Below are 26,404 nucleotides of genomic sequence, written 5' to 3'. Positions count from 1 at the left end.
TTGTTGGGAGGAGAAACCGACATGAAATTTTCGCTCACCACCACCGCGCTCGCCGGCACGCTGGCGCTCGTCCTCGGCTTTGCCGCGCCGGCCCTTGCCGATATCAAGATCGGCGCGACCCTTTCGGAAACCGGCCCCGCCTCCTTCCTCGGCGATCCGGAAGCCAAGACGCTGAAGATGCTGGTCGAGGAGATCAATGCGGCCGGCGGCGTCAATGGCGAGAAGATCGACCTCATCGTCTATGACGATGGCGGCGACCCGAACAAGGCGCGCACCTTCGCCACCCGCCTGGTGGAGGACGACGAAGTCGTCGCCGTGATCGGCGGCACGACGACGGGCACCTCCATGGCCATCATCCCGGTCTTCGAGGATGCGGAAATCCCGTTCATCTCGCTTGCCGGCGCCATCGAGATTATCGATCCCGTCCGCCCCTTCACCTTCAAGACCCCGCACACGGACCGTATGGCCTGCGCGAAGATCTTCGAGGACATGAAGAAGGCCGGCATCAGCAAGATCGGCCTGATCTCCGGTTCCGACGGTTTCGGCGCCTCCATGCGCAAGCAGTGCCTGGAGATCATCGGCGACTATGGCATCGAGGTCCTGGCCGACGAGACCTATGGCCCGACCGATGCCGACATGACGCCGCAGCTGACCAACATCAAGGGCAAGGACGGCGTGCAGGCCGTGCTGAACCCCGGTTTCGGCCAGGGTCCGGCGATCGTCACGCGCAACTATGCCCAGCTCGCCGTCGGCCTGCCGCTCTACCAGTCGCATGGTGTCGCCTCGGATGGCTTCATCGAGCTTGCCGGCGCGGAGGCCGCCGAAGGCGTGCGCCTGCCGGGCACGGCACTGCTCGTCGCGGGCCTCCTGCCGGAAAGCGATCCGCAGCGCGCCGTCGTCGTCGCCTACAAGGACGCTTACGAGAAGGCGACCGGCAAGCCGGTCTCGACCTTCGGCGGCTACGCCCATGACGCGCTGCGCATCCTCGTCGACGCGATCACGCGGGCGGGCAGCACCGAGCCGTCGGCGATCCGCGACGCGATCGAAGGCACGTCCGGCCTGGTCGGCACGACCGGCACGGTGACCATGACGGCGGAGGACCATCTCGGCCTCGACCTGTCGGCCTTCCGCATGCTTCAGATCGAAAAGGGCGGCTGGAAGATCGTCGAGTAATCGAGCCCGCCGGCCCGCGCCATGAGGCGGCGGGTCGGCGGAAACCGTCGCGCGCGAAGCGGAGGCATTCATGCCCGAACTCCTGCAATTCCTACTCTCCGGGATCACGGTCGGCGCGGTCTATGCGCTGGTCGCGCTCGGCTTCACGATCATTTACAACGCTTCCGACGTCGTGAACTTCGCCCAGGGCGAGTTCGTCATGCTCGGCGGCATGATCACCTTCTTCGCGCATGCCGCGGGCCTGCCGCTGCCGCTTGCCGCGCTCATCGCCATCATCGCGACGGCAGGTATCGGCGTCGCGCTCAACAAACTGGCGATCGAGCCGGCGCGGGGCGCGCCCGTCGTCTCGCTGATCATCATCACCATCGGTGCCTCGATCTTCATCCGCGGCGCGACGCAGCTTGTCTTCGATAAGCAGATCCACCGCTTCCCGGCCTTTTCAGGTGACCAGCCGATCCTCATCGGCGGCGCGACCATCCTGCCGCAGAGCCTCTGGGTGATTGCCGGCGCGCTCGCGATCTTCTTCTGTCTCTGGCTGTTCTTCACGCGCACGCTGATCGGCCGCGCGGTGCTGGCGACGGCGAACAACCGCATCGCGGCCCAGCTCGTCGGCATCAACACCAACTACGTGATGACGCTCTCCTTCGCCATGTCCGCCGCCATCGGCGCGCTCGCCGGCGTGCTCGTGACGCCGATCACGCTGACGAGCTACGATGTCGGGCTGGCGCTGGCGCTGAAGGGTTTCGCCGCCGCCATGCTCGGCGGCATGGGCAATCCCAAGGGCGCGCTCGTCGGCGGCCTGCTGCTCGGCATCCTGGAGGCGATGACGGCCGGCTATATCAGCTCGCAATACAAGGACGCGGCCGCCTTCGTCGTCATCCTCGCTGTGCTCTTCGCCATGCCGCAGGGCCTTTTCGGCCGCAAGTCGACGGATCGGGTGTGATCATGCGGCTCTCCAGCAAGGCAACCACGCTCCTCATCCTCGCCGCGGTCATCGCGATCGCGCCGGTCTTCTTCCCGTCCTCCTACTATTTTCGCGTCGGCTCGCTGATCTTCGTCAACGGGCTTGCGGTGACGGGTCTCGTCATCCTCATCGGCTATGCCGGCCAGATTAGTCTCGGCCATGCGGGCTTTGCCGGCATCGGTGCCTATGCCTGTGCGCTGGCGCCGGTCCATCTCGGCCTGCATCCCGCGCTCGCGGCGGTGCTGGGCGCGGCGCTTTCCGCGGCCATCGCCTTCCTCGTCGGCCGGCCGATCCTGCGGCTCAAGGGCTACTACCTCGCCGTTGCCAGCCTCGGCTTCGGCATTCTCGTCTCGATGGTGCTCTCCAACGAGGCGCAGCTCACCGGCGGGCCGGACGGCATGGCGGTGCCGGAACTTGGTCTTCGCGCCGTCCTGAAGGCCATCGGCATCGATCTTTCCAACACCGAATTCTGGTACGCCTTCTCCGGTCTCGTGCTGGTCGTCGGCGCCTGGCTGGCGCTCAACCTCTACCACAGCCCGACCGGCCGGGCGCTCCGAGCGCTGCACGGGTCGGAGGTCGCCGCCCGTACGGTCGGCGTCGATGTGGCCTATTACAAGCTCGTCGCCTTCGTCCTGTCGGCGGTCTATGCCTCGGTGTCGGGTTCGCTGCTGGCGCTGCAGAACAAGTTCATCACGCCGGATGTCGCGGGCTTCATGCATTCGATCGAGATGGTCACCATGGCGGTGCTCGGCGGGGCGGGGTCGGTGCTCGGCGCCATCCTCGGCGCGGCGATCCTCACCACGCTGCCGCAGGTGCTGACGGTCTTCCAGGAATACGAACAGCTCATGCTCGGTCTCGTCATGATGCTGGTCATGATCTTCATGCGCGAGGGCCTCCTGCCCTCGATTGCGCGCCGCATCCGGGGGAGGGCAGAATGAGCCTGCTTCAGATCGAAGGCTTGGGGATCGATTTCGGCGGTGTCCGTGCCGTCAACGATGTCGGCTTTTCCTTGAAACCCGGCGAGATCGTCTCCGTCATCGGCCCGAACGGCGCCGGCAAGACGACGCTGTTCAACATGATCTCGGGCGTCTACGCCCCTGCGCGCGGGCGTGTCGCACTCGATGGAGAGGACGTCACGCGCATGCCGCCGCATCAACTCGCCCGGCGCGGCCTGTCGCGGACCTTTCAGAACCTGCAGATCTTCCAGTCGATGAGCGTGCTGGAAAACGCCGTCGCCGGTCATCACCTGCATGAGCGCGGCTCGGTGTTCGCCGATCTCTTTTCGCTGCCCGCCGCGCGCCGCCGCAGCAGGGCGTCGGAGGAGAGCGCGCGTGCGCTGCTCGACCGCGTCGGCCTCGGCCGGGCCGCCGAGCAGGAGGCGGGCTCGCTCTCCTATGGTGCATTGAAGCGGCTGGAGATCGCCCGCGCACTGGCGCTGAAACCGCGCGTGCTGCTGCTCGACGAGCCGGCCGCCGGCTGCAATGCCGTCGAGACGGAGGAGATCGACCACCTGATCGCCAAGGTTGCGGCCGAGGGCGTGTCGATCCTGCTTGTGGAGCACGACATGAAGATGGTCATGCGCATTTCCAACCATATCGTGGTGCTCGACCATGGCGAGAAGATCGCCGAGGGCGAGCCGGCTTCGATCGCGCGCGATCCGCGCGTCATCGAGGCCTATCTGGGTGCCCAGGCGGCGGAGGCGCAAAATGTTGACGGTTGAAGGACTGCGTTCGCGCTACGGCCGCATCGAGGTGCTGCACGGCATCGACCTCGACGTGGCCTCCGGCGAGATCGTCACGGTGGTCGGCGCGAACGGCGCCGGCAAGACCACGCTGCTCAAATGCCTCTCGGGCATCCAGCCGGTCTCGGCCGGGTCCATCGTCTTTCGCGGCGAGGCGCTGACGACGGTGCCGGCGCATGCCCGCGTGCGGCGTGGGCTCGCCCAGTCGCCCGAGGGGCGACAGATCTTCACCAACCTGACGGTGGAGGAGAACCTGCGCCTCGGCGCCTATCTCTTTTCCGACGACAAGGTGGAACGGGACCGGGACGACGCCTTTGCCATGTTCCCGATCCTCAAGGAGAAGCGCAACCTTGCGGCCGGCGGCCTTTCCGGCGGCCAGCAGCAGATGCTGGCGATCGCCCGCGCGCTGATGGGCCGCCCTTCCTGCCTGCTGCTCGACGAGCCGAGCATGGGCCTTGCCCCCATCCTCGTGGCGCAGATCTTCGACGTGGTGAAGAGCCTGAAGGCGCTCGGCGTCACCGTGCTGCTCGTCGAGCAGAACGCGTTCGGCGCGCTCTCGGTCGCCGATCGCGGCTATGTCATGGAGACGGGCCGCATCACCATGTCCGGGCCTGCTGCAGAACTCATCGCCGACGAACGCATCCGCGCCGCTTATCTGGGAATATGAGACCATGACCGTCACCATCGCCCGCGAAAACGCCATCGCCGTCGTCACCGTCGACAATCCGCCCGTCAACGCGCTCTCGCAGGCGCTGCGCCAGGCTCTCGTCGAGGCTGTCGCCACGCTCGATGCGGACGCGGCGGTGAAGGCCGTCGTCCTGATCTGCGCCGGCCGCACCTTCATCGCCGGGGCGGATGTCAGCGAATTCGGCAAGCCGCCGCAGCCGCCACATCTGCCGGACGTGGTGGCGGCCATCGAGGGTGCAAGCAAGCCCTGGGTTGCGGCGATCCACGGCAGCGCGCTCGGCGGCGGGCTCGAAGTGGCGCTCGGCTGCGCCTGGCGCGTGGCGGTTCCCAGCGCCAGCCTCGGCCTGCCGGAAGTCAAGCTTGGCATCATCCCCGGCGCGGGCGGCACGGTTCGCCTGCCGCGGCTGATCGGCGCGGCCGCTGCCGTCGACCTCGTGACGAGCGGCAGCCCGGTCGGTGCGAAGAAGGCGGAAGGGCTCGGCCTGATCGATGCCGTTGTCGATGGTGACCTGCGGGCCGGCGCAATTGCCTTTGCGAACGCCATTGCCGGCAAGGCCAGGCCGCAGCCGATCTCCGGCCGTACCGTCGCCCCCGTAGAGGCGGGTTTCTGGGAGAGTGCCGAAAAGGTCGTGGCGGGCAAGGCGAAGCGGGAAGCCGCACCGCTCCGGGCGCTTGCCTCGGTGCGGAAGGCGAGCGAGACGGATTTCGCCAGCGCCATGGCCTTCGAGCGGGAAACCTTCCTCGAACTGCGCGGCTCGGAGCAGGCAGCGGCGCTGCGCCATGTCTTCTTTGCCGAGCGCGCCGCGCCGCGCCCGCCGGAGCTTGCCGGCGTCACGCCGCGCGCCATCCGCTCGGCCGCCGTCATCGGCGGTGGCACGATGGGCGCGGGCATTGCCGCGGCGCTGCGCGATGCCGGCCTGCCGGTCGTCCTCATCGAGCGCGACGCGGCGGCCGTCGAGCGCGGGCTTGCCAATGTGCGGGGCATCTATGAAGGCTCGGTGAAGCGCGGCCGCATCCCGCAGGCCGTGGCGGACGAGCGCGTGGCCGGCGTCACCGGTGGCGATGATTACGGCCTGCTGGCCGATACGGACCTCGTCATCGAGGCGGTCTTCGAGGATCTTGCCGTCAAGCGCGCCGTCTTCGAAAGGCTCTCGGCGGTCTGCCGGCCGGATGCGGTTCTGGCCACCAACACGTCCTATCTCGATCCCGACGCGATCAGCGAAGGCGTCAGCCATCCGGAACGCTTCCTCGGCCTGCATTTCTTCAGCCCGGCGCAGATCATGAAGCTCCTGGAGATCGTGCCGACGGAGGCGACCGCGCCGGAGGTGCTGGCGACCGGTTTCGCGCTCGCCCGCCTGCTCGGCAAGATCCCGGTGCGCGCCGGCATCTGTGACGGCTTCATCGGCAACCGCATCCTGAAGGTGACGCGGGCGCAGGCCGAGCGGCTTTTGCTGTCGGGTGCGACGCCCGCGGCGGTCGATGCCGCCATGCGGGCCTTCGGCCTGCCGATGGGACCTTTCGAGGCACAGGATCTCGGCGGTCTCGACATCGCCGCCTTTCAGCGCAAGGCGGCGCGCGAGCGGGGCGAGACGCCTTTCGCGCCCGTTGCCGACCGGCTCTGCGCCCTTGAGCGCTACGGCCAGAAGACCGGCGGCGGCTGGTACGACTATCAGCCGGGCGACCGTGCGCCGAAACCCTCCGAAACCGTGGCCGCGATCATCGCCGAGGCGGCGGAGGGCCGGGTGCAGCGGACATGGGACGAGGCAGGCATCGTCGACGCCATTCTCCTGCCCATGGTCAACGAGGCGACGCGCATCCTCGAAGAGCGCGTGGCGCTCCGCGCCGCCGATATCGATCTCGTGAAGATCCATGGCTACGGCTTCCCGCGCTGGCGCGGTGGGCCGATGCACCATGCCGAGGCGCGGGGGCTTTCCGCGGTGGTGGCGGTGCTGGATCGTCTTGCGGCGGATGGCCTTGCCGAACCGCCCGGCGATAGCCTGCGGCGGGCGGCGGAGGCCGGCGGCTTTTCGGTGCTTGCCGGGTAAGGCAACTCGGGCAGGACTGCCTTGCGGAAGGGTGAAAAGATTGCGTGTTTCGCAGATGGGAAAGGCTTCCGGCGATAGGCAAGCGACGCGGACTGTGGTGAGATAGTTTTGGGAGAACAGGCTTTCTGCTAGAGCCGGGGAGGGCACGATGCAGTCGCTGATGACGCCGGGACACAAGCCGGTGCCGGTAGAAATTCTCGAGGCGGAGATCAGGAGGGTCTGCGGCTCCTTCGACCTGGAGCCGACGGGGCGGGCAGGCGTCGTCAATGGCGATGTCACGACGCGGCGCGTCGGTCCCTTCGATACGGCCATCGTCGCGCTCGATGCCTCGGAGGTTGCGCGCAACACCCGCTCCATCCGGCAGGACCCCGGCGAATATTTCTTCCTGTTGGTGCAGGATGCCGGCCACTGTCGCGTCGAGCAGGGCGACCAGGTCGCGGAGCTTTCGCCCGGCGACATGTTCCTCGTCGATTCCGTCAGGCCCTCGACCTTCCTCTATCGCGGCGAGCGCTCGAACCAGGTGTCGCTGCACATCCCACGCGACGAGATGCTCCACCGCTTCGGCACGCCGTGCACCGGCGGGCTTTCGATCTCGCGCGACGATCCTCTCTGGCTGGCCATGCGCGCGGTCATCGCGAAAATGCTGCTGGAGGAGGGCGCGCAGGCGCAGCTCGGCGAAGCCTTCCTCTGCCTTCTCGGCGCCTACCTGCATTCGACCCGCGTCACCGGCGCCGCCGCGCCCGCCGAGACGCTGCTGTCGCGGGCGCTCGCGATGATCGATCGCCACCGCGCGGATCCGGGCTTCGGGCCGCGCGAGCTGGCCGTCCGCCTCAACGTTTCGGAGCGCATGCTGCAGCGGCATTTCCGGCCGCTTGGCGAGACGCCCGGTCATCGGTTGCTCAACCGCCGGCTGGAGCTTGCCCATGCGCGGCTTTCCGCCCGCAAGGGGGAGCAGGCGGCGGAAGGCGTCACGGCTGTCGCCTTCGATTGCGGCTTCAACGACCTTTCCTATTTCTATCGCGAGTTCCGCAAGAAATACGGCATGACGCCGGGCGCGGTCGCCCGCTGCCATTGACGCTTTTATCCAAAAGGCGGGACGGTGCCGTCCAAGTCCGGCGCGCCATGTCCCTCTAATCTCTGCCACCATATGTCCCCGCCGGAGGAGGCGGGACGTTCATGGAGGAGGCGGACATGATGGAATTCAAGGCTACCATCGGTGGCAAACCAGCGCCCGTCGGCGCGGACTTCGCCGTTCTCAACCCGGCGACGGGCAAGGAGGTCGGCCGCGCGCCGAACATGGGCGGGGCGGAGCTGAATGCGGCGGTCTCGGTCGCCAAGGCGGCGTTCGCCTCGTGGTCGACGCAGGAGGATGCTGCCCTGCAGGCTGCCTGCGCGGCGGTGACGGCCAAGATCGAGGAACATGCCGGCGAGCTTGCCGAGATCATCACGCTCGAACAGGGCAAGCCGCTGAACGGCCTCGGCTCGCGCTGGGAGGTCGGCGGCGCCGTCGCCTGGGCGGGTTACACGACCGGGCTCTCGCTGCCGGCGCGGGTGCTGCAGGACAACGAGCAGGGCCGGGTGGAGCTCACCCGCAAGCCGCTCGGCGTCGTCGGCTCCATCACGCCGTGGAATTTCCCGGTCATGATCGCCGTCTGGCATATCCTGCCGGCGTTGCGCACGGGCAACACGGTCGTCGTCAAGCCCTCGCCCCATACGCCGCTTTCCACCCTGCGGCTGGTCGAGATCATGAACGAGGTGCTGCCGCCGGGCGTCGTCAACGTGGTGACCGGCGACAACAGGGCCTTCAATCTCGGTGCCGCCATGTCGGCGCATCCGGATATAAGCAAGATCGTCTTTACCGGCTCCTGCGCCACCGGCCAGAGGGTCATGCGGTCCGCTGCCGACACGATGAAGCGCCTGACGCTGGAACTCGGCGGCAACGACGCCGGCATCGTCCTGCCCGATGCCGATCCGGCGGCGATCGCCGAAGGCCTCTTCTGGGGCGCCTTCATCAACAATGGCCAGACCTGCGCGGCGATGAAGCGGCTCTATGTGCACGACACCATCCACGATGCGGTCTGCGAGGCGCTGGTCGCCTATGCGCGGGGCATCAAGGTGGGCGACGGAATGGAGGAGGCGAGCATCCTCGGCCCCATCCAGAACCGCATGCAGTTCGACAAGGTTTCGCGCCTCGTCGCGGATGCGAAGGAGCGGGGCAAGGTGCTGCTCGGGGGAGAACCGGGCGAGGGGCTGTTCTTCCCGCCGACCATCATCGCCGGCCTTCGCAACGGCGATGCGCTGGTCGACGAGGAGCAGTTCGGGCCGGCTTTGCCGATCATCCGCTACTCCGACGTCGAAGAGGCGATCCGGCTGGCCAATGACAGCCCGAATGGTCTCGGCGGCTCGGTCTGGTCGTCCGATGTCGCGGTAGCGAAGGCGGTGGCCGGGCGTCTCGCCTGCGGCTCCGTCTGGATCAACAAGCACGGCGCCATCCAGCCGAACGTGCCCTTCGGCGGCGTGAAGGCCTCGGGCATCGGCGTCGAGTTCGCCGAAGAGGGGCTCGCCGAATACACCGACATCCAGGTGGTCTTTGCCTGACACAAGCAAACGAAAAGAGGGAACGATCATGAGACTGACGAAACATCTGGCCACGACGGCACTTGCGCTCGGCCTTGCTGCCGGCGCGGCCGCCGCCCATCCGCTCGACGGGCTGACGGCCGAGGAATACCAGAAGATCAACCAGATTCTGCGCGAGCAGAAGGTGGCGGACGACGACACGCTCTATCCGCTGATCGAGCTAAAGGAGCCGGCCAAGGCCGAGGTGCTTGCCTGGAAGGAAGGCGACAGCCTCGACCGCAAGGCGACGGTCTACTTCACCAGCGCCGACGGCTTCAACGAGGCGGTCGTCAACATCTCCAAGGGCACGGTCGAGAGCAATGGCAAGACGGCCGGCCAGCCGATGGTGCTGTTCACCGAGTTCATGAACGCGCTGGAAGGCGCGCTCGGCCATCCGGACATGATCGCGGGGCTTGAAAAGCGGGGCCTGAAGCCCGAGCAGGCCTTCTGCCTGCCGCTGACGGGCGGTAACTTCTTCACCGAGGAATACCGGAACTCCCGCCTGATGAAGGTGCCGTGCTACCAGGTGCCCGAAGGTTCGAACTTCTATGCCAAGCCGATCGAGGGCCTCTTCGCCATCTACGATATCGGCAAGAAGGAGGTGCAGCGCGTCATCGACACCGGTGTCGTGGAACAGGCGCCGAAGGATAGCTGGGGCTATACGGAAGAGGAGGTCGCCGCGCGCCTGCCGCTCCGCCCGGAAATGAAGCCCGTCACGCTCGTTCAGGACGGCGGGCCGAACTACAGGATCGACGGCAGCCATGTCGAATGGGACATCTGGCGCTTCAACTTCCGCGTCGACAAGCGCCCGGGCCTCGTCGTCTCCAATCTCGACGTCAACGATAACGGCATCTGGCGCTCGGTCATCTACCAGGCGCATCTTTCCGAGGTCTTCGTGCCCTATATGGACCCGACGGAGGGCTGGTACTGGCGCACCTACATGGACAGCGGGGAATACGGCTTCGGCCTCTTCCTGAGCCCGCTGCGCGCCGGCATCGACTGCCCCTCGCACGCCACCTTCCTGCCGGCGACGATCGCCGACGACAAGGGTTCGCCGCTCGTCATCCCGGATGCGATCTGCGTCTTCGAGCGCAATATCGGCGATCCGGCCTGGCGCCATTTCGAGGTCTTCGCCCAGACGCCGGAAACCCCGGTGCCGGCGGAAGGCCGCCCGGCGACGGAACTCGTGGTGCGCACGGCCTCCGAGGTCGGCAACTATGACTATCTCATCGACTATCGCCTGCAGCAGAACGGCCAGATCAACATCTATGTCGGCGCGACCGGCCTCGATGCGGTAAAGGGCGTCGCCTCGGCCTCGATGAAGGATGCGACGGCGAAGGCGGACACGGCCTACGGTACGCTGATCGCGCCGAACCTCGTGGCCGCCAACCACGACCACTATTTCAACTTCCGCATCGATTTCGACGTCGACCAGCCGGTGAACCATTTCTCGACCATGGACATCGTGCCGGCCAAGCTCGATGCGTCGAGCCCGCGCAAGTCGATGTGGACGGTCGAGCACAACATGCCGAAGACCGAAATGGAGGCGCGCTACAAGCTCTCGGCCATGCAGCCGCGCTACTTCCACATCTCCAACCCGTCGCGCGAAGGCTATCTCGGCCATGAGCCCGGCTGGATGATCCATCACGGCAGCGTCGCCTACGGTCCCTACGACTATGCCAACGACCCGCCGATGAAGCGCAACGCCTATATCGAATATTCGGTCTGGAACACGGTCTACGATCCGGAACAGCGCTATGCCGGCGGCAAGTTCGCCATGCAGAGCGACGGCTCGGATACGCTCGCCGAATGGGTCAAGAAGGACCAGAACCTGATGGGCAAGGACATCGTCACCTGGTTCTCCGCCGGCTTCCACCACATTCCGCGCATGGAGGACTGGCCGGTCATGTCGACCGAGTGGAAGACCGTGCACATCATGCCGCACAACTTCTTCGCCCATAACCCGGCGTTGACGCTGCGCAAGAAGTAAGGACCGGTGCCGGCAGGCGATGCCCCTCATCCGCCTGCCGGCACCTTCTCCCCGCAAGCGGGGCGAAGGGGGTGTTGCGCCGGTTTCCCAAGATAGCGGCGTTATTGAGGGAGGAAAACTTTGCTTCTTGCCCCTTCGCCCCGCTTGCGGGGAGAAGGTCGCGGCAGCGGGATGAGGGGGCGCCCTCGGCTCCAACGCAAGGTGTTTGGCCCACCTACCCAAGCCGCCTCACTCCACCGGCTGCATGTCGCCGAAAACCGTCGGGATCAGCTCCGAGACGGTCGGATGGATGTGCACGGCATGCGTGATGGTCGTGTAGGGCCGGCCCGCATACATCACGTCCAGGATGCCCTGCACCGCCTCGTCGCCGCCGGTGCCGAGAATGGAGGCGCCGAGGATTTCCTTCGTCTGCGCATCGGCGATCACCTTCATGAAGCCGAGCGTTTCGCCCTTTTCCTTGGCGCGGCCGACGCGGCTCATCGGTCTTGTGCCGACCAGCAGCTTGCGGCCGGTCTTGCGCGCTTCCGTCTCGCTCATGCCGGCGCGGCCGAGCGGCGGGTCGATGTAGAGCGCATAGGTCTGGATGCGGTCGCTCACCTTGCGCGGTTCGTTGTCGAGGAGGTTCGCGGCGACGATCTCGAAATCGTTGTAGGCCGTGTGGGTGAAGGCGCCGCGGCCGTTGCAGTCGCCCATGGCGAAGATGCCGGGCACGCTGGTTTCCAGTCGCTCGTCGACGGTGATGTAGCCGCGCCTGTCCGTCGCCACCCCTGCCTTGTCGAGGCCGAGGTCGTCGGTGTTCGGCCGCCTGCCGGTGGCGAGGAGGATATGGGAGCCCGGGATCTCGGGCGCGCCCGCCGTGCAGTCGACGCCCACCCCGACGCCGTCTCCGGTCTTGAAGAAGCGGATGCACTCCGCCCCCGTGCGGATGGCGATGCCCTCGCGTTCGAGGATGTCGCGCACGGCGGCGCTGACATCCTCGTCCTCGCGGGCGATCAGCCGCGGCCCTTTCTCGACGACCGTCACCTCGGAACCGAAGCGGCGGAACATCTGGGCGAATTCCAGCCCGATATAGCTGCCGCCGACAATGATGAGGTGCTTCGGCACCTCGGTCAGCTCCATCATCGAGACATTGTCGAGATGCGGCACGTCTCCGATCCCTGAAAAATCCGGCACGACGGCCCGGCCGCCGACATTGAGGAAGATCTGTCTGGCGGACAGCAATTCCTCGCCGACGCGGATCTCGGTCGGGCTTTCGAAGCGCGCATGGCCGCGGATGAAGGTGAGGCCCTTCATGCCAGCCAGCCAGTCCTCGTTGCTCCTGCGTGCATCGAAGCGCACCTTGTCCTTGCGGGCCATCACCCTGGCGAAGTCGATGGAGACGTCGCCCGTCACCACGCCGTAGTCGGCGCCGCGGCGGGCAAGATGGGCGGCATAGGCGCTGGCGACCATGGCCTTGGTCGGCATGCAGCCCGTGTTGACGCAGGTGCCCCCCACATGCTTGCGCTCGATGAGCGCGACCGTCTTTCCCGCGGCGGTCAGCCGGCCGGCAAGCGACGGGCCGGCCTGGCCCGCGCCGATGATGATGGCGTCGAACCGCTTCATGGCACGACCGACGAAACGACGAAGAGGCCGAGCAGCACGGCGACGGCGTCTTCCAGCAGCGCAATGGGAAGATCCTTGCCACCGATGGCCGCGACGAGGCGTTTGCGGGTTTCATAGCCGCCGAGCGTGCCGATGACCGCGCCGATGACGCCGGCGACGAGCCCGCCGATCATCGACCCTCCAATGGTGCCGAGCACTACGCCGCAGAACCCGCCGCTGACGATGCGCGCGCCGAACTGCTGCGGCACCTTGCGGCTCGGCGTGCCCGGCAGCTGGTCGGTGACGAACTCGACGAGGGCGAGGGCGCCGAAGACATAGGGCGTGAAGCGATAGGCCAGGAAGGCGGCCCATGTGCCGGAGACGGGGAGCCAGCCGGCCGCCGCCCCGATGCTGACGGCCGCCGGTGCCGTCATCGCGCGCAGCCCCGCCACGACGCCGATCAGCACTGCGAGAATGTAAATGCTCATTGTCCCTCACAGATCTGCGCCGGACATCGGCCCGGGATGGTTTCCCGGCAAGGATGAGATGCGGTATCGGAAAATGAGGCGGGCCAAGGCGAGAGTGTCGGATGCGACCGGCAATTGCAACGCGTTTCTGTTGCAAAAGGCTGTCGCTTCGCGCAATCTTGAAAGCGCTTTGAGCGTTGCAACAAACGGCATGTCCTGTCGGTGCGGCGCAGTCTATTTTTTGCGATTGACTGCCATATATGAAATGCTTTGCCGGGACTGGCTTTCCCAAACGTGGTGAAAATGCCGCCATGGCTTCCCGCACAGAACGAAAGGGTTATCTCATGCGTCCAGTCGTCAAATTCCTCGGAGCAGCTCTGGCCCTCGGGCTTGCGGCCGGTGCTGCCCAGGCCCAGGTCGTCGTCTCCTCGAAGATCGATACCGAGGGCGGCGTGCTCGGCAACATCATCCTCTCGGTGCTGAATGCCAACGGCATCGAGACGACGGACCGCGTGCAGCTCGGCGCGACGCCGGTCGTGCGCCAGGCGATCATCGCCGGCGAGATCGACATCTATCCGGAATATACCGGCAATGCCGCCTTCTTCTTCGAAAAGGCCGAGGACCCCGCCTGGAAGGACGCGGCCAAGGCCTATGAACTGGCCAAGACGCTCGATTTCGACGCCAACAAGCTCGTCTGGTTGACGCCGTCCCCTGCCAACAACACCTGGGCGATCGCGCTGCGCAAGGACGTCGCCGAGCCGAACAAGCTGGTGACCCTGAGCGATTTCGGCAAATATGTCGCTGATGGCGGCCAGGTGGTGCTTGCCGCTTCCTCCGAATTCGTGAACTCGGCCGCGGCGTTGCCGGCCTTCCAGACGACCTACAGCTTCACCTTGAAGCCGGAACAGCTCATCACGCTTTCCGGCGGCGATACGGCCGCGACGATCGCGGCGGCCGCCAACCAGACGAACGGTGCGAATGCCGCCATGGTCTATGGCACGGATGGCGGCATCGCGCCGTCGGGCCTCGTGGTTCTGGAAGATGACAAGGGCGTGCAGCCGGTCTATCAGCCGGCGCCGATCATCCGCGAGGCGGTGCTGAAGGCCAATCCGCAGATCGAGGAGATCCTGAAGCCCGTCTTTGAGAAGCTCGATCTCGTGACGCTGCAGGATCTCAACGGTCGCGTCCAGGTCGGCGGCGAGCCGGCCAAGGCCGTTGCCGAGGACTTCCTGAAGAAGAACGGCTTCATCAAGTAAGGCGCGGTTGTCCTCCGCCCCTGCGGGCGGAGGACCTCTCCTCGAAAGGCGTTCATGACGTTCCGGATCGACAAGCTCGGCGTGGTGATCGCCGCATTGCTGGCCTATGGCGCCTTTCTGGCGCCTTTCGCCAATTTTCGGGCCAACCGCATCGTGCCCGGCGAGGCGCGGGGCATCCTGGAGGCGCTTCCCGCCGGGCTCGGCGCGACGCTGCTCGGCTTTGCCGTCATCGCCATCGTTGTCGTCGTATTGAAGACGCCGACGGTCTTCCGGCTGCTGCTGGGGCTTGCCGCCTTGCTGGCGCTCGCCATCCTCGTCGGCCTTTCCGCCCGCCACCTCACGCCGTCGGAAAACACCTATGCTCGCGTCTCGCCAGCCTCCGGCTTCTGGCTGCTGAGCTTTGCCTTCGCGCTGCTGACGGCCGATGCGCTGGCGCGGCTCCGGCTTTCGCCGCTCGCCCGGGTCGCGCTGCTTGCCGCTGTCGCCGCGGCTGCCGCGGGGCTTCTGATGTCCGGCGCCTGGGACGGGCTGTCGATCCTCAAGGAATATGGCAGCCGGGCCGACAGCTTCTGGCTGGAAGCGGGCCGCCATGTCGTCCTGGCGCTCGGCTCGCTTGTCGCCGCCACGCTCGTCGGCCTGCCGCTCGGCATCCTCTGCCACCGGGTGGAGGCGCTGCGCGCCGGCGTGCTCAACGTGCTGAACATCATCCAGACGATCCCCTCGATCGCGCTCTTCGGCCTACTGATCGCCCCGCTCGGCTGGATCGCCGTCCATGTGCCGGGGGCCGCGGCGCTTGGCATTCGCGGCATCGGCGCGGCGCCGGCCTTCATCGCGCTCTTCCTTTATTCGCTGCTGCCGGTCGTCGCCAACACGGTGGTCGGTCTTGCCGGCGTGCCGCGCGATGCGAATGATGCCGCCCGCGGCATCGGCATGACGGATGGCCAGCGCCTCTTTCGCGTCGAGCTGCCGCTTGCCTTCCCCGTCATCCTTACCGGCATCCGCATCGTGCTGGTGCAGAATATCGGCCTTGCGACCATCGCGGCGCTGATCGGCGGGGGTGGTTTCGGCGTCTTCGTCTTCCAGGGCATCGGCCAGACAGCGATGGACCTCGTGCTGCTCGGTGCGGTGCCGACCGTGGCCCTCGCCTTCGCCGCGGCGATCGTGCTCGATGCCGCAACCGAACTTTCCAACCGCAAACCCGGCAGGGCCGCATGATCGAGATCGACAGCATTACCAAGCGCTATGGCGAGACGGCGGTCGTGGACAGCGTCTCGATGACGATCGCGCCGCACACGATCACCGTCATCGTCGGCACATCCGGTTCCGGCAAGACGACGCTGATGCGCATGATCAACCGTCTGGTCGAACCGACCTCCGGAACGATCCTGATCGACGGCGCCGACAATCGCTCCATCCCCGGCTACGAGCTGCGCCGCCGCATCGGCTATGCCATCCAGGGCCACGGCCTTTTCCCGCACCGCACCGTCGCGGAGAACATCGCCACCGTGCCGACCCTGCTCGGCTGGGAGAAATCCCGCATCGCCGCAAAGGTGAAGGAGCTGCTGTCGCTGTTCCAGCTCGATCCCGCCGCCTTTGGTCCGCGTTATCCGCATGAACTGTCGGGCGGCCAGCAGCAGCGCGTCGGCGTTGCCCGGGCGCTCGCCGCCGAGCCGAACATCCTCCTGATGGACGAACCTTTCGGCGCGCTCGACCCGGTCATCCGGGCCAAGGCGCAGGATGACCTGCTGGCGATCCAGAAGCATTTCGGCACGACCATCGTGCTCGTCACCCATGACATGGAGGAGGCCTTCCACCTCGCCGACCGCATCGCCGTCATGGACAAGGGCAGGATCGTGCAATATGCGGCGCCGGAGGAGATGCTGGTGAATCCGGCGACGGATTTCGTCGAGACGCTGATCGGCGCCAGCGAGCGGCCCTTCCGGCTGTTGTCGATCGGCGCCGTCGCGGATGCGGCGGAGGCCGGCGAGGCGGAGGGCGAGCCGATCGCCGCGGCGTCCAGCCAGCGCGATGCGCTGTCCGCCCTGCTCTGGTCCGGCCGGCAGGCCCTGCCGGTCGTCGGCGCGGATGGCGCCCGGCTCGGCCGCGTCACGCTTGCTGGCCTTGCCCGCCGCGCCGCGAGGCCGCAATGACACGGCTCCTGCCCAATCTCCTGCGGCTGGCGGCACTCCTCGTCCTCATAGCCTTTCTCGTCCAGCCAGCGCTCTTCGAACCCTTGCTGAAACCGCTGGTGCAGGCCAATGCGCCGGCCGTCTACAACCAGGGCAGCCTGCTGTCGCTGACGCTCTCGCACCTTGCCACGGTCTTCGCCGCGACGCTCGCCGCGACCGTCGTCGCCGTCGGGCTCGCCATCCTCGTCACAAGGCCGATCGGCGCGGAATTCCTGCCGCTGTCGCGCAGCCTCGTGAATATCGGCCAGACCTTTCCCCCGGTCGCGGTGCTGGCGCTCGCCGTGCCCGCCGTGGGCTTCGGCGAGAAGCCGACGCTGATCGCGCTCTTCCTCTACGGCCTGCTGCCGATCTTCGAGAATGCCATGACGGGCCTTTCCACCCTGCCGCCCGCCGTCACGGAGGCGGCGCGCGGCACGGGCATGACCGCCTGGCAGCGGCTTACCCGGGTGGAGCTGCCGCTGGCGTTGCCGGTCATCCTCGCCGGCATCCGCCTCTCCGTCGTCATCAGCCTCGCCACCGCCACCATCGGTTCCACGGTGGCGGCCAAGACGCTCGGCGAGGTGATCATCGCCGGGCTGCAATCGAACAACCTCGCCTTCGTGCTGCAGGGCGGCCTCGTCGTTGCCGTGCTGGCGGTGCTGATCTATGACGGCTTTTCCGCCCTCGAACGGGTGCTGTCGCGCCGGGCGGGACGGGTCTAGCGATCTTCGGTTTCGAGGTCGTAGACGAGGATGCCCTGGATGCCGCCTTCGGCGGCGGTGACGAGCCGGGCGCCCGTCTGCTTGTGCTCCGGGTCCTCCAGATAGGCGTCCCGCGCGAAACTGTCGGCGAAATCGACGATGAAGCCGTCGCTGAACCCCTTGTCCATGCCTGCTTCCGGGCTGACATTCACGCCGATATGGACGGCGAGCATGCCCGGCAGGCGATCCTTCAGGGCGTCGATCTCGTTGAAGAGTTCAGCCTTGTAGGCGGCGGAGATGGTCGGCTTGAAGTGGATGAAGACGCAATGACGGATCATGGTTCTACCTACCGGATGTTGGCGCGGGCGCGCGGGCGCGCGTCGTTGCGTTCATGCAGGAAGACCTGGGCGGGCAGCGCCGGCAGGCCTCGGATGATGTCGGCGCCCTTCTCGCCCACCATGATGGTCGGCGCATTGGTGTTGCAGGACGGAACGCGCGGCATGACGGAACTGTCGCAGACGCGCAATCCGTCAAGCCCGTGCACCTTCAAATCGAGCCCGACGACGGCGTCGGCTCCCGTCCCCATCCTGCAGGTGCCGACCGGGTGGTGGTCGGTCTTGGCGTTGGCGCAGCCGTAGTCGATGAGGTCCTCGTCGGTGACGACCTTCGGCCCCGGCAGGCGCTCGGCCATTACATAGGGCTTCAGCGCGGCCTGCTGCATGATCTCGCGGGCGATCTTCAGCCCTTCGATCGACATTGTGCGGTCGTGCGGGTCCTCCCAGTAGTTCGGGTCGATCAGCGGCGCGGCGGCGGGATCGGCGGAGGAAAGGCGCACCGTGCCCTTCGAGCGGGGGTGCAGATAGGCCGAATTCAGCGTCACGCCGGCGTTCTTCAATCTTTCCACGCCCGCCTCGATGCCGGAGCCTAGGCCGAGATGGAACTGGATGTCCGGTGAGCGCGCATCGGGATCGGCATACCAGAAGCCGCCCGTCTCGAAGAGCGAGGAGGCGACGGGACCGGAGCGGAAGAGCACATATTGCAGGCCGGCCCAGAGCGTGCGGTGCAGTTTCGCCACGCCGTCATAGGTGTGATCGCCCGTGCATTCGGAAATCACGAAGAGGTCGAGATGGTCCTGCAGGTTGGAGCCGACACCCGGCAGGTCGTGCCTGACCGGGACGCCGACCGATTTCAGGTGGTCGGCCGGGCCGATGCCGGATTGCTGGAGCAGTTTCGGCGAGCCGATGGCCCCCGACGAGACCAGCACCTCGCGATCCGCGCGGATCGTCTCGACGCCACTGCCCGTGGCCACCTCGACGCCGACGGCGCGCGTTCCTTCCAGCACGATGCGGGCGACACGGGCGCCGGTGCGGATGGTGAGGTTCTTCCGGTCCCGGATCGGCGAGAGATAGGAGAGCGAGGCGGAGGAGCGGCGGCGGTTCCGTTGCGTCAACTGGTAGAAGCCGACGCCGGCCTGCTGGCGGCCGTTGAAGTCGTGGTTGTAGGGGATGCCGAGCTCCTGGCCGGCGCGGATATAGGCGTCGCAGATCGGCAGGGCCGAGACCGGCATGGAAACGCCGAGCGGGCCGCCATAGGCATGGTAGTCGTCGGCGAAGCGCTGGTTGTCTTCGGCGCGCTTGAAATAGGGCAGGATCTCCCGGTAGCTCCAGCCCTCGCAGCCGTCCTCGCTGGCCCAGAGGTCGTAGTCGGCGGCGTTGCCGCGGGTATAGAGCTGTGCGTTGATCGAGGAGCCGCCACCGATGACCTTCGCCTGCGTATAGCGCAGCACGCGGCCCTTCATGTGCTTCTGCGGCACGGTCTCCCAGCCCCAGCTGGCGACGCCCTTGGTCATCTTGGCAAATCCCGCCGGCATGTGGAACAGCGGGTTCCAGTCGCCGCCGCCGGCTTCCAGCAGCAGTACGCGCACGTCAGGATCTTCCGAGAGCCGGTTCGCCAGCACGCAGCCGGCCGGTCCCGCGCCGGTGATGATGTAGTCGTAGGTCATGCCTTGGTCCTCAGGATGTTTCGGTGCCGTGGCCGGTTGAGATTGCCCCTCATCCGCCTGCCGGCACCTTCTCCCCGCAAGCGGGGAGAAGGAAGTTTGCCGTGCCCTCTCGTCTCCCTCGCCCGCTTGCGGGAGAGAGCGGGGTGAGGGGCAACCCCGCGCCGTGACGTTCACAGCCGGCCGATCGACAGCCCGCCGTCGAGATTGATCACCGAGCCGGTGGCGAAGGCGAATTTTCCGGTCGCCAGCGCGGCCGCGGCGGTGCCGATGTCGTCCGGCTCTCCCCAGCGCTTCATCGGCACGAGGCCGTCGCCAATCAGGGTGTCGTATTTCGCCGAGACGCCGGCCGTCATGTCGGAGCGGATGATTCCGGGGCGGATCTCGAAGACGGAGATGCCCGTCTCCGCCAGCCTGAGCGCCAGCCCCTGGCTGAAGGCGGCAAGCCCCGCCTTGGTCATGCAATAGTCGAGCCGCTCGGGCGAGGTGAGGCCGGCCGAGACGGATGTGATGTTGATGATCGAGCGCGGTCTTGCCGCCTCGTTCGAGTGCAGCATCGCCTTCAGCACGGCCTGGGTGAAGAAGACCGTGCCGCGCAGGTTGGTGGCGACGATCGCGTCGAAATTCTCCGGTGCGAGATCGAGGAAATCGCCACGCACGACGGAGGCGATCCCGGCATTGTTGACGAGGCAGCCGATGGCGCCGAGCTGGTCTTCGACAGCCGCGACCGTTGCTGCATGGCCCGAGAGATCGGCGAGGTCCGCCTTGAGGTAGATCGCGCGCGCGCCGAGCGTGGCGAGGTCGGCGAGCATGGTGTCGGTCGCCGCATCGCTCCCGCCGATGCCGGTGATGGCGATGTCGAAACCTTCCGCCGCAAGCGCCCTGGCGATGCCGAAGCCGATGCCGCGGCGGCCGCCGGTGACGATGGCGACGGAGCGTGCGGAGGTCGTCATGCGGCGAGATCCCTCGAGTGGATGTGGTCGGCGACGCGCAGTGCCTGGGCGGCGACCGTCAGCGCCGGGTTCACCGCGGCCGATGTCGGCAGGTAGGAGGCGTCGACCACGAAGAGGTTCGGATGGTCATAGGCACGGCACCAGATGTCGAGCGGCGCGCTCGCCGGGTCGTTGCCGATGCGCACGGTGCCGCATTGGTGCGAGGGCGTGCGCTTGTCGAAGGCTCTGGCGAGCACGACGGGAAAGCCCGCCTTCTTCAGCGCAGCCTTGAGCCTGGCGACGAGATCGAGATGGGCCTGCCAGTTGGTCCGCGTCCATTTCAGGACGATCCGGTCGCGATCGACCATGATACGGCTTTCGGGATGCGGCAGGTCCTCGCTCATGGCGTAGAAATCGATGGCGCGGGACGCGACCTGTTCCAGCAGCCATTCCGGAACGGAGGGCATGTTGGCCTTCAGGATCTTTCCCGAGACGCGGCCGAGAAGCTGCACATTGCCGAGTGGCGGGCCGCCGTTTCCGTCAGAGAGGTAATAGTCGTTGAAGCCGAAACTCTTCTGGTAGACGGAGGTGTTCCTGTAGAAGGGCGAGAGGCCGATCACGGCGCTCGAATTGTGGTTCATGAAATTGCGGCCGACCTGGTCGGAGCTGTTGGCGAGCCCCTTGGGGAAGGCTTCCGAGGCGGAGCGCAGCAGCAGCACGGCGGATTGGACCGCGCCGGCCGAGAGGATGACGAGTTTCGGCGAAACGCTCTCCGCCACGTCGCCGCGCTGGTAGTGCACCGTCGCGATGGTGCGGCCGTGCGGGGCGGTGGCGAGCCGCGTGACCCGGCAATTCGTGCGCAGTTCGACATTCGGATGCTTCAGGGCTTCGGCAAGCGCCACGCTTTCCGCGTCCATCTTGCCGTCGTTGGCGTTCGGATGCGCATCCCACGGCGTCTTCGCCTTGGCGAGCCAGCGGTCGATGTCGACGCCGAGCGGCAGCGAGTAGGGATGCAGGCCGTTCGCCTTCATCTTTGCGCGCACCTCGGCGATGGCAGGCTCGTCCGGCACGGGCGGGAAGGGGTAGGGTGCGGAATGGTGCGGTTCGGTCGGGTCTTCGCCGAGCGTGCCGCGGACGTTGTAGAGCTTTTCGGCGGCGCAGTACCACGGCTCCAGCGCTTCATAGGGGAAGGGCCAGGCGGGGGAGACGCCGTCGCGGTGGCGCATCTCCTCGAAGTCCTCCCGGCGGTAGCGCACCAGCACGGCACCGTAGAATTTCGAGTTGCCGCCGACATTGTAGTAGTTGCCGGGGTTGAAGGCGGTGCCGTCCGCCTCGTACCACATCTCCTTCGGGCGGAAATGGCCGCGCTGGAAGATGGCGCGCTGGTCGCGGTTTTCCGGGCGGTCGGGCAGATGATCGCCCGCTTCGAGGATAACGATTTTCGCGCCCGTCGGGGCGAGCGCGGCGGCCATGGTGGAACCGCCGATGCCCGATCCGATGATGACGATGTCCGGCTGCGTGGTCATGATTTTGCTCAGGATATGCGAAGCTGGCTGGCGGGATCGAAGAACACCGCCTTGTCGAGGTTGAAGGCAAGGCGTGCCGTCTGGCCGGCGGCGATGCGCACGTCGGCGCGCAGGCGGGCGACGATCTCCTTGCCGCCGAGATGGGTAACGGCGAAGGTATCCGCGCCGGCCGGCTCCACCACCTCGATCAGGCAGTCGCCCTCGGCCACCGTGCGGGCATTGCGGTCCGCGCCGTCGGGGTCGGTCAGCGCCTCGGGGCGTATGCCGAAGATCACGTCCTTGCCGCTATAGGCGGAAAGGCTGCCGGGTGCGTTGGGGACGGACAGCACCAGCGGCTCGGCCTGATGGCGGGCGAGCGAGACGGCAAGGCCGGATCCCTTCTGCTCCACCTTGCCCTTGAGCAGGTTCATGGCGGGCGAGCCCATGAAGTCGGCGACGAAGGTGTTGGCGGGATTGTTGTAGATGTCCGCCGGCGAGCCGAATTGTTGCAGCACGCCGTCCTTCAGCACGGCGATCTTGGTGGCGAGCGTCATCGCCTCGATCTGGTCGTGCGTGACATAGACGATCGTCGTCTTCATGCGCTGATGCAGGCGCTTGATCTCCGTGCGCATGTCGACGCGCAACTTGGCGTCGAGGTTCGACAGCGGCTCGTCGAAGAGGAAGAGCTTCGGGTCGCGCACCAGCGCGCGGCCCATGGCGACGCGCTGGCGTTGGCCGCCGGAGAGCTGGCCGGGCTTGCGGTCGAGAAGATGGCCGATCTGCAGCATGTCGGCGACCTGCTTGATCGCCTTGTCGCGCTCCTCCTTCGGCACGCCGCGGATCTCCATGCCGAAGGCGATGTTGCCGGCCACCGTCATGTTCGGATAGAGCGCGTAGGACTGGAACACCATGGCGATGTCGCGCTTGGAAGGGTGCAGGCCCGCGACCGAGCGGCCGTCGATGGCGATGTCGCCGGAGGTGATCGGCTCCAGCCCGGCGATCGTGTTGAGCAGCGTGGACTTGCCGCAGCCGGACGGGCCGACCAGCACGAGGAAGCCGCCCTGCTCGATCTCCAGGTTGATGTCCTTCAGGATTTCGAGCGCGCCGTAGGATTTGCGCAGGTTGCTGATCTTCAGGAACGACATGGGACTATCCTTTCACGGCGCCGGACATCAGGCCGCGCACGAAGTACCGTCCGGAGACGATGTAGACGATGAGGGTGGGCAGCGCCGCGAGGATCGCGCCGGCGAAGTGCACGTTGTATTCCTTCACGCCGGTGGACGAGGAGACGAGGTTGTTGAGCGCCACGGTCATCGGCGTTGTCGCCGCGCCGGAGAAGGAGGCGCCGAACAGGAAGTCGTTCCAGATATTGGTGAACTGCCAGATGACCGAGACGACGATGATCGGGCCGGAGGACGGCAGCAGGATGCGGTAGAAGATCTGGAAGAAGCTTGCGCCGTCGATCTGCGCCGCGCGCACCAGCTCGGTCGGGAAGTTTTCGTAGTAGTTGCGGAAATAGAGCGTCGTGAAGCCGATGCCGTAGACGACGTGCACGAGGATGAGACCCCAGAGCGAGCCGGCAAGCCCGAGCATGCCGAGGATGCGTGCCATCGGGATGAGCACGATCTGGAACGGGATGAAGCAGGAGAGGAGAAGCAGGCCGAAGAAGACGTTCGAGCCCCGGAACTGCCACTTCGTCAGCACGTAGCCGTTCAGCGCGCCGATGATGGTGGAGATGGCGACCGCCGGCACGACCATCAGGATCGAGTTGATGAAGAACGGGCGCAACCCCGTCGGCTGCACGCCGATCTGCGCCGTCGACCAGGCCTGCAGCCAGGGCTCGATCGTCCAGACCTGCGGCAGGTTCAGCATGCCGCCCTGGCGGATCTCCTCCAGCGGCTTCAGCGAGTTCACCAGCATCACGTAGAGCGGCAGCAGGTAGTAGACCGCGAAGAGGATGAGCGCGGTGTAGATCAGCGCGCGCGTCAGCCTGTTGTGCGAGATGACGTTGTCGGGGTTTTGCGCGCTCATCGGCCTTTGCCTCCGCGGATCTCGGAATAGAGGTAGGGGATGATGATCGAGAAGATCATGACCAGCATGATGATCGCCGAGGAGGCGCCGATGCCCATCTGGTTGCGGGTGAAGGTATAGGAATACATGAAGGTCGCCGGCAGTTCGGTCGCCTGGCCGGGACCGCCGCCGGTCAGGGCGACGACGAGGTCATAGGCCTTGATGGCGAGGTGGGCGAGCACGACGAAGGCGGAGAGGAAGACCGGGCGCATCAGCGGAATGATGATGCGCCGGTAGATGGTGGCGGTGGAGGCGCCGTCGATCTGCGCGGCCTTGATGATCTCGTTGTCGACGCCGCGCAGGCCGGCGAGGAACATCGCCATGACGAAGCCTGAGGACTGCCAGACGGCGGCGATCACCACGCAGTAGATGGCGTAGTTGCGATCCTTGATCCAGTTGAAGGCGAAGCTCTCCCAGCCCCAGAGGTGCATGGTGTTCTCAAGGCCGATGCCGGGGTCGAGGAACCACTTCCAGGCGGTGCCCGTGACGATGAAGGAGAGTGCCATCGGGTAGAGGTAGATCGGCCTGAGGATGCCCTCGGCGCGGATCTTCTGGTCGAGCAGGATGGCGAGCGCCAGGCCCAGCACCGAGCAGATGACGATATAGAGCGAGGCGAAGATCGCAAGGTTCGAGATCGCCCGCCACCAGTGCGGCAGCGCCCAGAGCTTGGAATAGTTGCTCAGTCCCACGAAATTGTAGGAGGGCAGCATCCTGCTGTCCGTCAGCGACAGGAAGCCCGTATAGGCGATGAAGCCGTAGACGAAGACGAGCACGATGAGGAAACTGGGTGCCAGCACGAGCTTCGGCAGAAGCTCCTGCAGCCGGCTTCGGCTATCCATGGTCGTTACCACCGTTATTGTGTGTTTGTCGGCGGCGAGGCACGCCCCTCATCCGCCTGCCGGCACCTTCTCCCCGCAGGCGGGGAGAAGGACTATGCCGTGACCTCTCCGTCTCCCTCTCCCCGCTTGCGGGGAGAGGGCCGGGGTGAGGGGCAGCGTCGTTCGCTTACTTCGCGGCCTCGACGGCAGCCTTCAGCTCCTCGACGGCTTCCTCGGAGGAAAGCTCGCCGTTGAACTGGCGGGTCACGACGTCGTAGATCGCGTTCTTGACCGAAGCCGGGTTGGCGTGGCCGTGGGCCATGGAGCCGAAGAGCGAGCCGTTGGTGTTGGCTTCCGCCAGGTCCTTGATCGCCTTCTTGCCGCAATCGTCGAAGTCCGTGTCCGGAACGTCCGTGCGGGCCGGGGCCGAGCCCTTGACCACGTTGAAGGCCGACTGGAAGGTCGGGCTCTCGATGGCCGACGCCATGGTCAGCTGCGCCGGGACCTTGTCCTCGGCCACCTTGAACATCGCGAACTGGTCGGAGTTGAAGGTGACGGAGCCCTGCGTGCCCGGGAAGCGCATGCAGACGAAGTCCGTGCCGGGCTTCTTGCCGGCCTTGATGAATTCGCCCTTCGCCCAGTCGCCCATGAACTGCACGCCGGCCTTGCCCTCGATGACCATGGCGGAAGCCAGGTTCCAGTCACGGCCGGAGAAGTTGTCGTCCACGTAGGAGCGCAGCTTCGTCATGCGGTCGAAGGCTTCCTTCATCTGGGCGCTGCCCAGCGTTTCCGGATCGAGGTCGATGAAGGCCTTCTTGTAGAAATCGTTGCCGAAGGAGAGCACGACCGCGTCGAAGATCGTCGCGTCCTGCCACGGCTGGCCGCCATGGGCGACCGGCGTGATGCCCTGTTCCTTGAACTTGTCGAGCAGGGCGACCAGTTCGTCCCAGTTCGCCGGCTCCTTGCCGCCGGCAGCGTCGAGCGCGGCCTTGTTGACCCACACCCAGTTCGTCGAGTGCACGTTGACGGGCGCGGCGATCCAGTGGCCGTCATACTTGGAGAACTGCTGCAGGGCGGTCGGGATCACCGTGTCCCAGCCTTCCTTGGCGGCGATCTCATCGAGATTGCCGAGCGCGCCTTCCTTGGCCCAGTCGAGAATGTCGAAGCCGAGCATCTGCACCGCGGTCGGCGCGTTGCCGGCTGTGACGCGGGCGCGCAGCACCGTCATGGCTTCCGTGCCGCCGCCGCCGGCGACCGGCATGTCGGTCCAGGAGATGCCCTTGGATTCGAGGTCCTTCTTGAGCACGTCGAGCGCGGCGGCTTCACCGCCCGAGGTCCACCAGTGCAGGACTTCCACGCCTTCCGCGGCCTTGGCGGACAGGCCGCCCATCGTCATCATCACCGCGGCGATCGCGGTGGTCGTCAGAAACTTGCGCATCGTATTCCTCCCGTTTGCAAGTTCGAAGGGCGAGAGCCTCCTCCCGCCGATGGTTCATCTGCGGCTCAAAGCGCCGAGCCAATTTAAAACGTTGTAAATTTGCGGAGTCAAGCACATGCCACCCATCCTCGGGCATGCTTTTGCAAATGCAGTAAATTCCGGAAATCCGGGTGATCGGCACAGCTCGCGCGGCATTGTGCAGCGCACTGAAATCGTTTTAAATTCTGTGCGGCGCAAGATTGCCGAAGACGGG

General features: G+C 66.4%; 23 protein-coding genes. 13 read left to right on the top strand and 10 right to left on the bottom strand.

Annotated features, from left to right (window positions below):
- The first annotated feature begins 21 nt into the window (after nucleotides 1-21).
- From AABQ55_RS22335 to AABQ55_RS22295, 9 genes are all read left to right on the top strand, one after another.
- On the top strand, nucleotides 22-1,173 hold the full coding sequence (locus AABQ55_RS22335) for an ABC transporter substrate-binding protein (protein WP_272806634.1): 1,152 nt from the start codon (nucleotides 22-24) through the stop codon (nucleotides 1,171-1,173).
- A 70-nt stretch (nucleotides 1,174-1,243) separates the two neighbouring features.
- Complete coding sequence (locus AABQ55_RS22330; RefSeq protein WP_244768161.1) at nucleotides 1,244-2,116, top strand: branched-chain amino acid ABC transporter permease; 873 nt, start codon at nucleotides 1,244-1,246, stop codon at nucleotides 2,114-2,116.
- A gap of 2 nt (nucleotides 2,117-2,118) precedes the next feature.
- On the top strand, nucleotides 2,119-3,075 hold the full coding sequence (locus AABQ55_RS22325; protein WP_272806633.1) for a branched-chain amino acid ABC transporter permease: 957 nt from the start codon (nucleotides 2,119-2,121) through the stop codon (nucleotides 3,073-3,075).
- On the top strand, nucleotides 3,072-3,857 hold the full coding sequence (locus AABQ55_RS22320; RefSeq protein WP_272806632.1) for an ABC transporter ATP-binding protein: 786 nt from the start codon (nucleotides 3,072-3,074) through the stop codon (nucleotides 3,855-3,857). Before AABQ55_RS22325 ends, AABQ55_RS22320 begins: the two co-directional genes overlap by 4 nt.
- On the top strand, nucleotides 3,844-4,545 hold the full coding sequence (locus tag AABQ55_RS22315) for an ABC transporter ATP-binding protein (protein ID WP_133033620.1): 702 nt from the start codon (nucleotides 3,844-3,846) through the stop codon (nucleotides 4,543-4,545). Before AABQ55_RS22320 ends, AABQ55_RS22315 begins: the two co-directional genes overlap by 14 nt.
- A gap of 4 nt (nucleotides 4,546-4,549) precedes the next feature.
- Nucleotides 4,550-6,610 carry a 3-hydroxyacyl-CoA dehydrogenase NAD-binding domain-containing protein gene (locus AABQ55_RS22310; RefSeq protein ID WP_272806631.1) on the top strand — a complete coding sequence of 687 codons (2,061 nt, stop codon included), beginning with the start codon at nucleotides 4,550-4,552 and terminating at the stop codon, nucleotides 6,608-6,610.
- A 148-nt stretch (nucleotides 6,611-6,758) separates the two neighbouring features.
- Complete coding sequence (locus AABQ55_RS22305; protein ID WP_272806630.1) at nucleotides 6,759-7,685, top strand: helix-turn-helix domain-containing protein; 927 nt, start codon at nucleotides 6,759-6,761, stop codon at nucleotides 7,683-7,685.
- Nucleotides 7,686-7,801: 116 nt separating this feature from the next.
- Nucleotides 7,802-9,208, top strand: coding sequence for an aldehyde dehydrogenase family protein (locus tag AABQ55_RS22300; protein WP_272806629.1), 1,407 nt, complete (start codon nucleotides 7,802-7,804; stop codon nucleotides 9,206-9,208).
- A 28-nt stretch (nucleotides 9,209-9,236) separates the two neighbouring features.
- Nucleotides 9,237-11,216, top strand: coding sequence for a copper amine oxidase (locus AABQ55_RS22295; RefSeq protein WP_272806628.1), 1,980 nt, complete (start codon nucleotides 9,237-9,239; stop codon nucleotides 11,214-11,216).
- A 228-nt stretch (nucleotides 11,217-11,444) separates the two neighbouring features.
- Here the strand turns inward: AABQ55_RS22295 and AABQ55_RS22290 are convergent, their stop codons facing one another.
- Nucleotides 11,445-12,818 (bottom strand): FAD-containing oxidoreductase, encoded by a 1,374-nt coding sequence (locus tag AABQ55_RS22290; RefSeq protein WP_272806627.1) that lies wholly within the window; start codon nucleotides 12,816-12,818, stop codon nucleotides 11,445-11,447.
- Complete coding sequence (locus tag AABQ55_RS22285) at nucleotides 12,815-13,285, bottom strand: DUF4126 domain-containing protein (protein ID WP_272806626.1); 471 nt, start codon at nucleotides 13,283-13,285, stop codon at nucleotides 12,815-12,817. Before AABQ55_RS22285 ends, AABQ55_RS22290 begins: the two co-directional genes overlap by 4 nt.
- A 323-nt stretch (nucleotides 13,286-13,608) precedes the next feature.
- Between AABQ55_RS22285 and osmF the strand changes: the two genes are divergently transcribed.
- From osmF to AABQ55_RS22265, 4 genes are read left to right on the top strand one after another with little or no spacing between them, the layout of a single operon-like run.
- The gene (gene osmF / locus AABQ55_RS22280; protein WP_272806625.1) at nucleotides 13,609-14,520 is read left to right on the top strand and encodes a glycine betaine ABC transporter substrate-binding protein OsmF; all 912 of its coding nucleotides are present in this window, start codon (nucleotides 13,609-13,611) and stop codon (nucleotides 14,518-14,520) included.
- A 54-nt stretch (nucleotides 14,521-14,574) separates the two neighbouring features.
- Nucleotides 14,575-15,735: an ABC transporter permease gene (locus AABQ55_RS22275; protein WP_272806624.1), complete on the top strand. Its 1,161-nt coding sequence runs from the start codon at nucleotides 14,575-14,577 to the stop codon at nucleotides 15,733-15,735.
- Nucleotides 15,732-16,670, top strand: coding sequence for an ABC transporter ATP-binding protein (locus AABQ55_RS22270; RefSeq protein ID WP_272806623.1), 939 nt, complete (start codon nucleotides 15,732-15,734; stop codon nucleotides 16,668-16,670). Before AABQ55_RS22275 ends, AABQ55_RS22270 begins: the two co-directional genes overlap by 4 nt.
- Nucleotides 16,667-17,410 carry an ABC transporter permease gene (locus AABQ55_RS22265; protein WP_272806622.1) on the top strand — a complete coding sequence of 248 codons (744 nt, stop codon included), beginning with the start codon at nucleotides 16,667-16,669 and terminating at the stop codon, nucleotides 17,408-17,410. The genes AABQ55_RS22270 and AABQ55_RS22265 overlap by 4 nt, the downstream gene beginning before the upstream one ends.
- Here AABQ55_RS22265 and AABQ55_RS22260 read toward each other — a convergent pair.
- From AABQ55_RS22260 to AABQ55_RS22225, 8 genes are all read right to left on the bottom strand, one after another.
- Nucleotides 17,407-17,727 carry a Dabb family protein gene (locus AABQ55_RS22260; RefSeq protein ID WP_244768174.1) on the bottom strand — a complete coding sequence of 107 codons (321 nt, stop codon included), beginning with the start codon at nucleotides 17,725-17,727 and terminating at the stop codon, nucleotides 17,407-17,409. The genes AABQ55_RS22265 and AABQ55_RS22260 overlap by 4 nt on opposite strands.
- Before the next feature lie 8 nt (nucleotides 17,728-17,735).
- Complete coding sequence (locus AABQ55_RS22255) at nucleotides 17,736-19,391, bottom strand: GMC family oxidoreductase (RefSeq protein ID WP_272806621.1); 1,656 nt, start codon at nucleotides 19,389-19,391, stop codon at nucleotides 17,736-17,738.
- Between the two features lie 170 nt (nucleotides 19,392-19,561).
- Nucleotides 19,562-20,341 (bottom strand): 3-ketoacyl-ACP reductase, encoded by a 780-nt coding sequence (locus AABQ55_RS22250; protein WP_272806620.1) that lies wholly within the window; start codon nucleotides 20,339-20,341, stop codon nucleotides 19,562-19,564.
- On the bottom strand, nucleotides 20,338-21,846 hold the full coding sequence (locus tag AABQ55_RS22245; protein WP_272806619.1) for a GMC oxidoreductase: 1,509 nt from the start codon (nucleotides 21,844-21,846) through the stop codon (nucleotides 20,338-20,340). Before AABQ55_RS22245 ends, AABQ55_RS22250 begins: the two co-directional genes overlap by 4 nt.
- Nucleotides 21,847-21,854: 8 nt before the next feature.
- The gene (locus AABQ55_RS22240; RefSeq protein ID WP_272806618.1) at nucleotides 21,855-22,970 is read right to left on the bottom strand and encodes an ABC transporter ATP-binding protein; all 1,116 of its coding nucleotides are present in this window, start codon (nucleotides 22,968-22,970) and stop codon (nucleotides 21,855-21,857) included.
- A gap of 4 nt (nucleotides 22,971-22,974) precedes the next feature.
- Nucleotides 22,975-23,856 carry a carbohydrate ABC transporter permease gene (locus AABQ55_RS22235; protein WP_272806617.1) on the bottom strand — a complete coding sequence of 294 codons (882 nt, stop codon included), beginning with the start codon at nucleotides 23,854-23,856 and terminating at the stop codon, nucleotides 22,975-22,977.
- Entirely contained in the window at nucleotides 23,853-24,734 is an 882-nt protein-coding gene (locus tag AABQ55_RS22230) for a carbohydrate ABC transporter permease (RefSeq protein ID WP_244768180.1), read from the bottom strand. Before AABQ55_RS22230 ends, AABQ55_RS22235 begins: the two co-directional genes overlap by 4 nt.
- Before the next feature lie 166 nt (nucleotides 24,735-24,900).
- On the bottom strand, nucleotides 24,901-26,112 hold the full coding sequence (locus AABQ55_RS22225; protein WP_244768492.1) for an ABC transporter substrate-binding protein: 1,212 nt from the start codon (nucleotides 26,110-26,112) through the stop codon (nucleotides 24,901-24,903).
- Nucleotides 26,113-26,404: the final 292 nt, after the last annotated feature.

The organism is Shinella sp. WSD5-1 (genome assembly GCF_963942435.1).
GTDB lineage: Bacteria > Pseudomonadota > Alphaproteobacteria > Rhizobiales > Rhizobiaceae > Shinella > Shinella yambaruensis.
The sequence above is the reverse complement of the archived record's forward strand: the minus strand, read 5'-3'. Positions and strand labels throughout refer to the sequence as shown.

Bases quoted from the DNA above. Each gene is read 5' to 3' on its own strand.
- AABQ55_RS22335 (WP_272806634.1), top strand. From the start codon at position 22: ATGAAATTTTCGCTCACCACCACCGCGCTCGCCGGCACGCTGGCGCTC.
- AABQ55_RS22330 (WP_244768161.1), top strand. From the start codon at position 1,244: ATGCCCGAACTCCTGCAATTCCTACTCTCCGGGATCACGGTCGGCGCG.
- AABQ55_RS22325 (WP_272806633.1), top strand. From the start codon at position 2,119: ATGCGGCTCTCCAGCAAGGCAACCACGCTCCTCATCCTCGCCGCGGTC.
- AABQ55_RS22320 (WP_272806632.1), top strand. From the start codon at position 3,072: ATGAGCCTGCTTCAGATCGAAGGCTTGGGGATCGATTTCGGCGGTGTC.
- AABQ55_RS22315 (WP_133033620.1), top strand. From the start codon at position 3,844: ATGTTGACGGTTGAAGGACTGCGTTCGCGCTACGGCCGCATCGAGGTG.
- AABQ55_RS22310 (WP_272806631.1), top strand. From the start codon at position 4,550: ATGACCGTCACCATCGCCCGCGAAAACGCCATCGCCGTCGTCACCGTC.
- AABQ55_RS22305 (WP_272806630.1), top strand. From the start codon at position 6,759: ATGCAGTCGCTGATGACGCCGGGACACAAGCCGGTGCCGGTAGAAATT.
- AABQ55_RS22300 (WP_272806629.1), top strand. From the start codon at position 7,802: ATGATGGAATTCAAGGCTACCATCGGTGGCAAACCAGCGCCCGTCGGC.
- AABQ55_RS22295 (WP_272806628.1), top strand. From the start codon at position 9,237: ATGAGACTGACGAAACATCTGGCCACGACGGCACTTGCGCTCGGCCTT.
- AABQ55_RS22290 (WP_272806627.1), bottom strand. From the start codon at position 12,818: ATGAAGCGGTTCGACGCCATCATCATCGGCGCGGGCCAGGCCGGCCCG.
- AABQ55_RS22285 (WP_272806626.1), bottom strand. From the start codon at position 13,285: ATGAGCATTTACATTCTCGCAGTGCTGATCGGCGTCGTGGCGGGGCTG.
- osmF (WP_272806625.1), top strand. From the start codon at position 13,609: ATGCGTCCAGTCGTCAAATTCCTCGGAGCAGCTCTGGCCCTCGGGCTT.
- AABQ55_RS22275 (WP_272806624.1), top strand. From the start codon at position 14,575: ATGACGTTCCGGATCGACAAGCTCGGCGTGGTGATCGCCGCATTGCTG.
- AABQ55_RS22270 (WP_272806623.1), top strand. From the start codon at position 15,732: ATGATCGAGATCGACAGCATTACCAAGCGCTATGGCGAGACGGCGGTC.
- AABQ55_RS22265 (WP_272806622.1), top strand. From the start codon at position 16,667: ATGACACGGCTCCTGCCCAATCTCCTGCGGCTGGCGGCACTCCTCGTC.
- AABQ55_RS22260 (WP_244768174.1), bottom strand. From the start codon at position 17,727: ATGATCCGTCATTGCGTCTTCATCCACTTCAAGCCGACCATCTCCGCC.
- AABQ55_RS22255 (WP_272806621.1), bottom strand. From the start codon at position 19,391: ATGACCTACGACTACATCATCACCGGCGCGGGACCGGCCGGCTGCGTG.
- AABQ55_RS22250 (WP_272806620.1), bottom strand. From the start codon at position 20,341: ATGACGACCTCCGCACGCTCCGTCGCCATCGTCACCGGCGGCCGCCGC.
- AABQ55_RS22245 (WP_272806619.1), bottom strand. From the start codon at position 21,846: ATGACCACGCAGCCGGACATCGTCATCATCGGATCGGGCATCGGCGGT.
- AABQ55_RS22240 (WP_272806618.1), bottom strand. From the start codon at position 22,970: ATGTCGTTCCTGAAGATCAGCAACCTGCGCAAATCCTACGGCGCGCTC.
- AABQ55_RS22235 (WP_272806617.1), bottom strand. From the start codon at position 23,856: ATGAGCGCGCAAAACCCCGACAACGTCATCTCGCACAACAGGCTGACG.
- AABQ55_RS22230 (WP_244768180.1), bottom strand. From the start codon at position 24,734: ATGGATAGCCGAAGCCGGCTGCAGGAGCTTCTGCCGAAGCTCGTGCTG.
- AABQ55_RS22225 (WP_244768492.1), bottom strand. From the start codon at position 26,112: ATGATGACGATGGGCGGCCTGTCCGCCAAGGCCGCGGAAGGCGTGGAA.